Source organism: Flavobacterium sp. (assembly GCF_035760125.1).
In the GTDB taxonomy this organism is placed as follows: Bacteria; Bacteroidota; Bacteroidia; order Flavobacteriales; family Flavobacteriaceae; genus Flavobacterium.
The window spans coordinates 1-10,131 of record NZ_DASTTN010000504.1 but is presented as its reverse complement, the minus strand read 5'-3'; the positions used below and the strand labels follow the sequence as shown (position 1 = coordinate 10,131).

General features: G+C 33.1%; 10 protein-coding genes and 1 pseudogene. 6 read left to right on the top strand and 5 right to left on the bottom strand.

What is annotated here, in order from left to right; genetic code table 11:
• The 6 genes and pseudogenes from VFS71_RS18130 to VFS71_RS18105 all read left to right on the top strand — a co-directional run.
• Positions 1–403: pseudogene (locus VFS71_RS18130) on the top strand (bifunctional NADH-specific enoyl-ACP reductase/trans-2-enoyl-CoA reductase); the annotation flags it as partial.
• 320 nt (positions 404–723) lie between these two features.
• A complete protein-coding gene (locus tag VFS71_RS18125; protein ID WP_326403029.1) occupies positions 724–1,530 on the top strand; it encodes an enoyl-ACP reductase FabI in 807 nt (268 codons plus the stop codon).
• A 126-nt stretch (positions 1,531–1,656) separates the two neighbouring features.
• The gene (locus VFS71_RS18120; RefSeq protein WP_326403027.1) at positions 1,657–2,655 is read left to right on the top strand and encodes a glycosyltransferase; all 999 of its coding nucleotides are present in this window, start codon (positions 1,657–1,659) and stop codon (positions 2,653–2,655) included.
• Between the two features lies 1 nt (position 2,656).
• Positions 2,657–3,253 carry a dephospho-CoA kinase gene (gene coaE, locus VFS71_RS18115; RefSeq protein WP_326403026.1) on the top strand — a complete coding sequence of 199 codons (597 nt, stop codon included), beginning with the start codon at positions 2,657–2,659 and terminating at the stop codon, positions 3,251–3,253.
• A 59-nt stretch (positions 3,254–3,312) separates the two neighbouring features.
• On the top strand, positions 3,313–4,896 hold the full coding sequence (locus VFS71_RS18110; RefSeq protein WP_326403025.1) for a HAMP domain-containing sensor histidine kinase: 1,584 nt from the start codon (positions 3,313–3,315) through the stop codon (positions 4,894–4,896).
• 3 nt (positions 4,897–4,899) lie between these two features.
• Complete coding sequence (locus VFS71_RS18105) at positions 4,900–5,607, top strand: response regulator transcription factor (RefSeq protein ID WP_077373802.1); 708 nt, start codon at positions 4,900–4,902, stop codon at positions 5,605–5,607.
• A 51-nt stretch (positions 5,608–5,658) separates the two neighbouring features.
• Here the strand turns inward: VFS71_RS18105 and VFS71_RS18100 are convergent, their stop codons facing one another.
• The 5 genes from VFS71_RS18100 to VFS71_RS18080 all read right to left on the bottom strand — a co-directional run.
• Positions 5,659–6,399 (bottom strand): acyl-[acyl-carrier-protein] thioesterase, encoded by a 741-nt coding sequence (locus VFS71_RS18100; protein ID WP_326403024.1) that lies wholly within the window; start codon positions 6,397–6,399, stop codon positions 5,659–5,661.
• A gap of 20 nt (positions 6,400–6,419) precedes the next feature.
• Positions 6,420–7,343 carry a tRNA (adenosine(37)-N6)-dimethylallyltransferase MiaA gene (gene miaA, locus VFS71_RS18095; RefSeq protein ID WP_326403023.1) on the bottom strand — a complete coding sequence of 308 codons (924 nt, stop codon included), beginning with the start codon at positions 7,341–7,343 and terminating at the stop codon, positions 6,420–6,422.
• 183 nt (positions 7,344–7,526) lie between these two features.
• Positions 7,527–8,888, bottom strand: coding sequence for an exonuclease domain-containing protein (locus VFS71_RS18090; RefSeq protein WP_326403022.1), 1,362 nt, complete (start codon positions 8,886–8,888; stop codon positions 7,527–7,529).
• A 53-nt stretch (positions 8,889–8,941) separates the two neighbouring features.
• Complete coding sequence (locus tag VFS71_RS18085; RefSeq protein ID WP_326403021.1) at positions 8,942–9,631, bottom strand: YggS family pyridoxal phosphate-dependent enzyme; 690 nt, start codon at positions 9,629–9,631, stop codon at positions 8,942–8,944.
• A 19-nt stretch (positions 9,632–9,650) separates the two neighbouring features.
• On the bottom strand, positions 9,651–10,131 hold a 481-nt coding region (locus VFS71_RS18080; RefSeq protein WP_326403020.1), incomplete at its 5' end, for a 3-hydroxyacyl-CoA dehydrogenase family protein.

The following is a 10,131-nucleotide window of genomic DNA, read 5'->3' as shown; positions in this document are numbered from 1 at the left end:
AGCTTATGTTTCTGTAAATAAAGCTTTGGTAACCCAAGCAAGTTCTGCTATTCCGGTTATTCCATTGTATATTTCTTTATTGTATAAAATAATGAAAGAAAAAGGAATTCATGAGGGATGTATCGAACAAATTCAACGTTTGTACCAACAAAGATTATATACGGGAGAGCCAATGATTACTGATGAAAAAGGAAGAATCCGCATTGATGATTGGGAAATGCGTGAGGACGTTCAGGCTCAAGTAGCAAAACTTTGGTTGGAAGCTACAACTGAGAATCTAGCTGAATTAGGAGATTTAGAAGGATACAGAAGTGATTTCTACAATCTGTTTGGTTTTGGATTTGATGGTGTTGATTACAAAGCAGACACAAACGAAATGGTTGCTATTCCAAGTATTGGGTAATTAGCAAACAATATTTATAATTTTCAAAAACACTTTATTACTTGATGGTTTAAGTCAAGAGAATAAGGTGTTTTTTTATGGACTGTGTTCAATTGATTAATTTTGGAGCAGAAAGTTTTTGCATTTTAGGAAATATAGTCCCGCTTTCCGTTGCAATTCCCGATAAAGAAAAAACTACGGCAAAAAAGCCTTTTTTTTCTAAATCGGGAGATTTCCATTTCAATCGGGGCTAGGAGTTAGGATTTTTGCTTTTTTGCAATCATCTGAAAAAAGAAATAATACAATCACAGGTTTATAGTATAATTTTAAAATATCATTTTATGTATAATTTATTAAAAGGAAAAAGAGGAATTATTTTTGGTGCTTTGGATGAAAATTCAATCGCTTGGAAAACTGCCGAACGTATTCACGAAGAAGGAGGAGCTTTTGTTTTAACAAATGCTCCAGCGGCAATGCGATTGGGAAATATTGATTCATTGGCAGAAAAAATTGGTTGTCAAATTATTCCTGCTGATGCAACTTCAGTTGCCGATTTAGAAATACTGGTTGATAAAGCGGTTGAAATTCTTGGAGGTAAAATTGATTTTGTTTTGCATTCTATTGGAATGTCTGTCAATGTTCGAAAAGGAAATCATTATACGAACCAAAATTATGAATTTACCGAAAAAGGATGGAATGTTTCAGCAGTTTCGTTTCATAAGCTAATGCAAGTATTGTATAAAAAAGATGCGATGAATGAATGGGGCAGTATCATCGCGTTGTCTTATATGGCAGCACAGCGTGTTTTTCCAGATTATAATGACATGGCTGATAATAAGGCTTTTCTAGAATCCGTTGCACGTAGTTTTGGGTATTTCTTTGGAAGGGACAAAAAAGTGAGAGTGAATACTATTTCGCAATCTCCAACTGCCACTAGAGCTGGACAGGGAGTTAAAGGATTTGGAGGGTTTATCGCTTTCGCAGATAAAATGTCTCCTCTAGGTAATGCAACAGCAGCAGAATGTGCAGATTATATAGTCGTTATGTTTTCGGATTTGACTAGAAAAGTGACTTTGCAAAACTTATTGCATGATGGAGGATTCTCCAATATGGGAGTTAGTCAAGAAGTAATGGAAATGTTTGAATAGGGAGATAAAGATACTTGTAGTGTAAAAAACCATCATTATTTATTTGATGGTTTTTTTATTGATAAAGAGTACCTTTGCCAGAAATTTAAATTAAACGAATTAAAAAATAATAATCAAATTACTATTATGTTGTTTTCATTGATCATTCCCGTTTATAATCGCCCTGATGAAGTAGATGAATTATTAGAAAGTTTAGCAAAATCAACTTATGAAGAAATTTTTGAAATTGTATTGATAGAGGATGGTTCTACAATTCGATGTCAAGACGTTGCTCAAAAATATGGTGATAGATTAGATATTTCGTACTACTACAAAGAAAATTCAGGTCCAGGTGATTCCAGAAACTACGGAATGAATAAGGCCAGAGGGGATTATTATATCATTTTCGACTCAGATTGCATTATACCTAGTAATTATTTGAATGAAGTTGAAAAAGCCTTACAGGAAGATTATGTGGATTGTTTTGGTGGTCCTGATAAAGCTTTGGATAGTTTTTCGGATATTCAAAAGGCTATTAATTTTGCAATGACCTCTTTTCTTACTACAGGTGGAATTAGAGGGGGCTCGGAAAAAATAGGAAAATTTCAACCCAGAAGTTTTAACATGGGGATTTCTCGTAGGGCATTTGAAGCATCCAAAGGCTTCGGTAATATTCACCCGGGTGAAGATCCTGATTTGTCTATCCGTTTGTGGAACTTAGGTTTTGAAACCCGACTTTTTTCGAATGCATTTGTTTATCACAAAAGAAGAATTGATTGGGGAAAATTTTCTGTGCAAGTAAATAAGTTTGGTAAAGCTAGGCCAATTCTAAATAGCTGGTATCCAGAATATAATAAATTAACTTTTTTCTTCCCAACGTTTTTTATAATAGGATTTTTTGTATCTTTAGTATTATTGATCTTTAATCAAGATATTCTGCTTAAATTTTATTTTGGCTACTTTTTGGCATTATTTTTGTTATCTTCTATTCAGAATAAAAGTATTAAAATTGGCTATTTATCCATTATTGCAGTTTGGAAACAGTTTTATGGATATGGAATTGGATTTTTAAAGTCTTATGTTAAAGTAATAATTTTAAAGCAAGACCCAAAAGAAGCTTTTCCAGAATTGTTTTTTAAAATATAGTATGACTAAAATAATTGGTTTAACTGGAGGAATAGGGAGCGGTAAAACTACCGTAGCCAATGAATTTTCATCTCTTGGAATTCCTGTTTACATTACAGATCTGGAGGCCAAAAAATTGATGCAATCTGAGTCTGTTTTGAATCAAATCAAAGAAGAATTTGGAAGTTCAGTTTTTGATAATGGTGTTTTGCTTAGGGATAAATTATCCGAAATCGTTTTTAATGATGACAAAAGATTAGTAAAGCTAAACAGTATCGTTCATCCCGCAGTGAAACAACATTTCAGAGAATGGCTTTTAGAACATCAAAATAATCCATTTGTTATTTACGAAAGTGCAATTTTATTTGAAAGTGGCAGTTATAAAGAGTGTGATTATATTGTAAATGTCGTGGCACCTCTTGAAATTAGAATTCAAAGAGTTATAGAAAGAGATAAAACAACTCGAGAAAAAGTTCTGGAAAGAATAAAAAATCAGTGGAATGATGAGGAAAAATCATCAAAAAGTGATTTTATTGTTAAAAACACTAGTATGGAGGCGATAAAGCTAGAAATTGTTAAAATTCTTAATTTTTTAAGAATTAAACAAATGAACTCTTAAATGTTAATCTTTGGTTAATGCTTTATTTACTATATTGTTAAAATACTAATTTTGCTTGAATGAATAAATTATTTTTTAGATTACTTGTATTGTTAATGAGTTTATCCTTGATCGGGATAATTCTTGTGCAGGTATATTGGTTTAATACTTCGTTTAAGAATAATGATGAACAATTTAAGTTTCATGTTAAGCAGGTAATAGGAAATGTTGCTGAAAAACTGCAGAATCGAGAAGCTTATAGTTTTTATGATAAATACAATCATTATAAAGATAGTACTGGTAAAGTTCCTAGGAGGGATGACTTATTAGAATTTTATTATGTTCAAAAAAATCCAAAGACTAATCAAACTATCATTTACTCGAATAGTATAATATCTGAAGATTTTAAAATTTCATCTGGACTTTTTGATAAAAAATTTGATACTGAAAGTTTTAAAAACTTCAATTCTAGGAGAGTAACTGAGGTTTATAACAAGAATAACCTTGATAATTCTGGCATACAGCAAAGTTTAATTCCAGATGCGAGATATGAAAAATCGGGTAATTTAGACATATTGGATAATGCTCAATTTGAGATTTTCTTTAAAGATATTGCTTCTGCAATGCCTCTTCAGGAAAGAATTTCAAAGGAAGTTTTAAGGGAGATTATAAAAAAGGAATTAGAAGAATATGGTGTAAAAACCAAATTTGAGTTTGGAATTTTAAGTAATGGAATACAAACTAAAGTAAAATCTGATAACTTTATGTATGTTCAGGATGCTACTTATTCTATTCCAGTTTTTACTGATAATGAGGGAAATGAAAAATATAAATTGTTAGTTTATTTTCCACATAAAAAGAAATTTTTACTGTCTGAATTGGTAAGTATTACGATTTTGTCCATCATATTTACGTTAATTATTATAATCGCTTATACTACCGCTTTAAATCAGTTGATTCGTCAAAGACAAATTTCGGAGATTAAAACCGATTTTATCAATAATATGACGCATGAGTTTAAAACACCAATTGCCACAATAAATCTAGCTTTGGATGCTATTAGAAATCCGAAGATCATTGAAGACAAAGAGAAAGTGTTTAAATACCTCGAAATGATTCGGGACGAAAATAAACGAATGCATGCCCAAGTAGAAAATGTATTAAGGATTTCTAAATTAGAAAAGAAAGAATTAAATATCATAAAGGAATCAAGTGATATTGAAGAAGTTATAAATGATGCTATCGAGCACGTTAATTTGATTTTAGAAGATAGAGAAGGAACTATCGATATTCATTTTGGAGCTATCAGAAAAACAGTTTTACTGAATGATGTTCACTTTACTAATGTAATAGTCAATATTTTGGAAAATGCCATAAAATATACGCCTGGTATTCCTAAAATTGACATTTATACAGAAAATATTAAGGACATGGTTCTTATTAAAATAAAAGATAATGGCGTGGGTATGAGTAAAATTGCTCAAAAAAAGATTTTTGAAAAATTTTATAGAGAACATACCGGAGATATACATAACGTGAAAGGACATGGTTTGGGTCTTGCTTATGTAAAAAGAATTGTAGAAGACCATAATGGTCAAGTATATGTAGAAAGTGAAAAGGGAAAAGGAAGTACCTTCATTATAAAATTACCTTTAATAAATTAGAGTATGGAAAACACAAATAAAAAAATACTATTAGTAGAAGATGACCTTAATTTTGGTGCAGTTCTAAAAGACTATTTAATGCTAAATGATTTTGATGTTGTTTTGGCTAAGAATGGTATGGAAGGTTTTGAAAAATTCAAAAAGGATTCCTATGATTTATGCATCCTTGATGTGATGATGCCATACAAAGATGGGTATACTTTAGCAAAAGAAATAAGAGAAAAAAATAACGATGTTCCTATTATTTTCCTTACTGCAAAGTCTATGAAAGAGGATGTGTTGAAAGGATATAAAGCAGGTGCAGATGATTATTTGAATAAACCTTTTGATTCTGAGGTTTTATTGATGAAAATTAAAGCTATCATTCAAAGAAAAGCATCTGATGTGAAAACAGAAGCGGTTCAATTTGAATTTAATGTTGGTAAGTTTCATCTTAATTCAAAACTTCGTTTCTTAACTTTTAATAACGAAGAACCTATTAAGTTGTCTCCAAAAGAGAATGAACTTCTTAAAATGTTAATTTTACATGAAAATGATTTGATGCCAAGAGAATTGGCTTTAACAAAGATATGGAGAGATGATAACTATTTTACTTCTAGAAGTATGGATGTTTACATCGCCAAACTAAGAAAGTATTTAAAACAAGACGAGGATGTTGAAATTTTAAACATTCACGGTGAAGGATTCAGATTAGTTGTGAAAGGCAAATAATTAGGTCTTGTTAATTCATAAAAAAAGCTTCGAAATTAATCGAAGCTTTTTTTATTTCCAATTGAGTTGCAAAGCAAAGCATGTTTTGTCTTCTTTGGTGATACTAAAAACAATATCGCTATCATTTATACATTCATGAATGATAACTTTGTCTTTTAGTGAGAGTTCTTTTAAAAAGTTCATCTCAAAGCTTTTTACTTGTTGGGAAAGTATTTTGTTTTCATCTACTAAATCCAAACACCATTCCAAATATTTTACATTATTGGCATGATTGACAATGTCTAAATCGGATAAGGAAACGGTTCTTTCAAAAATTTCTTCTTTTTCTTGAGGTAGATTTATTTTTGAGAAACCCATCTCTGTGGCTCTATTTTCAGCATACAATTCAAAATGCTGGTAGGGAAGTGCCAAAGGTTCCGGTCTGCGGGCTTCGGTATTGAAAACTGCCCAAAAGGTTTCGGATCCTACTATTTTTTTACCGTTGACATGCATTTCGAGCGCACGTACAGAACGGGAATTTTCTAGGGAATTAATCCAGGTTTTTACGGTTACAACGTCTCTCCATTTTGGTAGTTCTCTAATTTCTACTCTCATTCTGCTCAAAACCCAAGCTTGGTTGAATTCCTGCATATCGGTAAAGCTAATTCCTCCCACTTCGGAATGGGCCGCTGCTGTTAATTGCAACAGATTACATAAGTCAGTATATTTTAAATAACCATTTGGGGTGCATTGGGTAAAATTGATTTCCCAGTCTTTACTCAAAATGGAAGTGAAATTTGGATCTATTGGCATTTTGTGAAATGTTTAATTCTTTATTTGGAAATAAAGCTGTTAATGTATTCAATGATATCTTTTCGGTTGGTTTGATAATCAAACCATTTGGTGTTTTCTTTACGTTTGAACCAAGTGAGTTGGCGTTTTGAAAATCGACGAGTGTTTTTTTTGATTTCTTCAACTGCAAAAAGCAAAGTAAATTCACCGTCAAAATAACTGAATAATTCTCGATACCCAACCGTCTGAAGGGCATTTAATTCTTTGTGTTGATATAAAGCTTGTGCCTCCGTCAAAAGTCCCTGATTGAGCATAATGTCTACTCGTTGGTTTATTCTTTCGTAAATCACGTTCCTGTCGGCTTCAAGGCCAATGATGATAGGTGTAAAATTTCGATTGTTTTTCTTTTGGTTTAAAAACGAAGAATAGGGTTTTCCGGTTCCAAGACAAACTTCCACAAATCGCATCATACGTTGCGGGTTTTGTAATGTTTGTGGATTTTCGGAAATAATTTTTTGAAAATATAACGAGTCGAGTGTTTCTAACTGTTGTTGTAAATATTCAATTCCTAGATTTTCATAATTTAAATTTACTTTTTCCCGAATGGAGGAATCGATTGATGGGAATTCGTCGAAGCCCTTTAAAATTGCATCTACATACAATCCAGAACCGCCAACAAGCACTACGTAATCATTGTTTTGGAATAACTCTTCTATTTTTAAAAGTGCTTCTTTTTCAAAATCACCTACGGTATAATTGTCAAAAATGGATTTGTTTTGAATAAAATGGTGTTTTGCTGATGCCAATTCTTCTGAACTGGGTACCGCTGTTCCAATGGTCATTTCTTTGAAAAACTGTCGGCTGTCGCAGGAAACAATTTCGCAATTATAGTGATTGGCCAGATTGATGCTCAAGGCTGTTTTTCCTATTGCCGTAGGCCCGACTATGGTAATTAAGTACTTCATGTTTTTTTGTTAGCCCAGATGGTAACGGAAACCCCGGAGTTATTGCAGTTTGTTTTTCTTGGTATAAAAGAGCGACTGAAAGAAGCTCCTTTTATGCCTTAGAAAAACTGCTGAAATAATGAGGAGTTGCAGTGTACAGCTGGATTAGCTTCTAATTATTTTGCTTTTGAAATTTATTTGGGATTAGAAATTAATAATTTTCATTACCCTGTGTTTTCTCAAATAACCTTGAATATAAGTTCTGGTGTTTCTATTATTTGGTATGGGGACAAGGATGTTTTTTAAGATTTCGGGGTTAATGATTTGATAATTTAAATCATAAAATGCATATCCTTTACATACTCCTTTTTCAATTAATATTGCGCTATGTTCTCCTGTTTTTCTCCCTTTGTCAATGATAATCATGTTTTTGTTGTCGAAAAGGTTTTTGTTGATGAAAACCTGAACCCTTGAATTGTATTCCTCGGGAGTTATTTTTCCGATACAAGCGCCATCACATTGATTGTTTTCATGTTGGGCGCAAGGAGTTTTTGAATTGGAAAGACTAGTAAGTTTTGGACATAACTGATAGCTGACAGTAATACGATTCAGGGCGCCTTTTCCTTCCTGTTGGTTGGCAAATGCAGTTATTTCTTTTTTACGGCCATCGGCTTTTTGAAGTTTTAAATTTAAATATCCATTTGGGTCTTTTTCGGCATAAATAGCCCAGGACAAAGTGTTTTTGCGTGCCATTCGGTTATAAATGGGACTGTTTTTCTTTATTTCCTCTGATTCTTTCAATAGTGCAATCAATTCGCTTCCTGTTTCCTCAAATGTTACAGTGAATACTTCGGCTTGGATTTTCTTTGAACTTCGGGTTATGCCTGTAAAATGCTGATTGACTCTTTTTTTAATGTTTTTGCTTTGTCCAATAAATATGATGGTGCCGTCTTCCTTATGGATATAGTAAATTCCAGTTTTGGAAGGGAGGCTTTCGATAATGTCCAATAATTTTGGAGAGACCCCTTTGATAACTTCAAATTTGATAAGCTCTTTTGTAATGGTTTTTTCAAGGTCTTTATCCAAAAGCATCTTGAAAAGTTTGACTGTTGCCATAGCATCACCACTGGCTCTGTGCCTGTCAGCCATAGGAATTCCTAATGCTCGAACTAATTTTCCTAAGCTATGTGAAGGTTGTTCTGGTAATAGACGTTGAGATAATTCTACAGTGCAGAGGGTTTTGATGTTGAAATCATATCCGAGGCGACGAAACTCAGTGCGGAGAATTCGATAGTCGAAAGAAGCATTGTGCGCCACAAGTACGCAGTCGTTTGTCATTTCGATAATGCGTTTGGCTACTTCAAAAAACTTTGGAGCGCTACGAAGCATTTCATTGTTTATACCTGTAAGTTTGACAACAAAAGGCTGAATGGGGATTTCTGGGTTGATTAAGCTGATAAACTGATCTACGATTTCGTGCCCATCATATTTATAGATAGCAATCTCCGTAATCCCTTCTTCGTTGAATTGTCCTCCAGTGGTTTCTATGTCGAGTATTGCGTACAAAATTCAGTATTCAGTTTTTAGTAATCAGTTTATTGTCTGAGATCAAAAATCTTTTATCGTCCTCCAAAGATACTACTTCCAATCCGAACCATTGTACTGCCACACTCAATTGCTAATTGATAATCGCCTGACATTCCCATGGAAATAGATTTTAGATTACAGATTTGCTTCGCCTGTTCGTCTTTTAGGCTCGGGTCAGATTTCAGATTTTTATAATCATCAAAAATAGATTTCAAATGCGTGAATTCCTTTTTGATTTGGTTTTGATTATCTGTAAAAGTTGCCATTCCCATCAAACCAACAATTCGGATGTTTTTCATTTCTTTAAAAGTAGTTGAAGATAGGAGCGCTGACAGTTCTTCTTCGTCAAGTCCGAATTTTGATTCTTCTTCAGCTATGTGTATTTGTAGTAAACAGTCAATAACTCGATTGTTTTTTAAGGCTTGTTTATTGATTTCTTCCAATAATTTCAAACTGTCCACCCCGTGAATCAAACTCACGAAAGGAGCCATAAATTTGACCTTATTTGTTTGTACATGTCCAATCATGTGCCATTCTATATCTTTGGGCATTTGTTCCCATTTATCGACCATTTCCTGAATTTTGTTTTCGCCAAAAACGCGTTGACCAGCATTATAAGCTTCCATCAAATCAGGAACGGGTTTGGTTTTGGAAACCGCTACCAAAGTAACATGTTCCGGAAGAGTCGATTTTATATCGAGGAGGTTTTGTTGGATGGACATGACACTGATTTATTAAAGATTAAACAAACTGTTTTGAAATCTTTTCCGCTTTTTTACTTTCGGTATAATCATAAAAACCTTCACCCGATTTTACTCCCAATTTCCCTGCTCTCACCATATTTACCAATAACGGACAAGGAGCGTATTTTGGGTTTTTGAAACCGTCATACATTACATTTAATATCGCAAGACATACATCAAGACCAATAAAATCAGCTAGTTGTAATGGTCCCATCGGATGCCCCATTCCTAGTTTCATAACAGTGTCAATTTCATAAACACCCGCTACTTTGTTATATAAGGTTTCGATTGCTTCATTAATCATTGGCATCAGAATTCTATTGGCAACAAAACCTGGGTAATCGTTTACTTCTACCGGAACTTTACCTAATTTTTCAGATAACTTCATGATGATATTTGTCACTTCATCGCTAGTATTATAACCACGAATGATTTCCACTAGTTTCATAATTGGCACCGGATTCATGAAGTGCATGCCT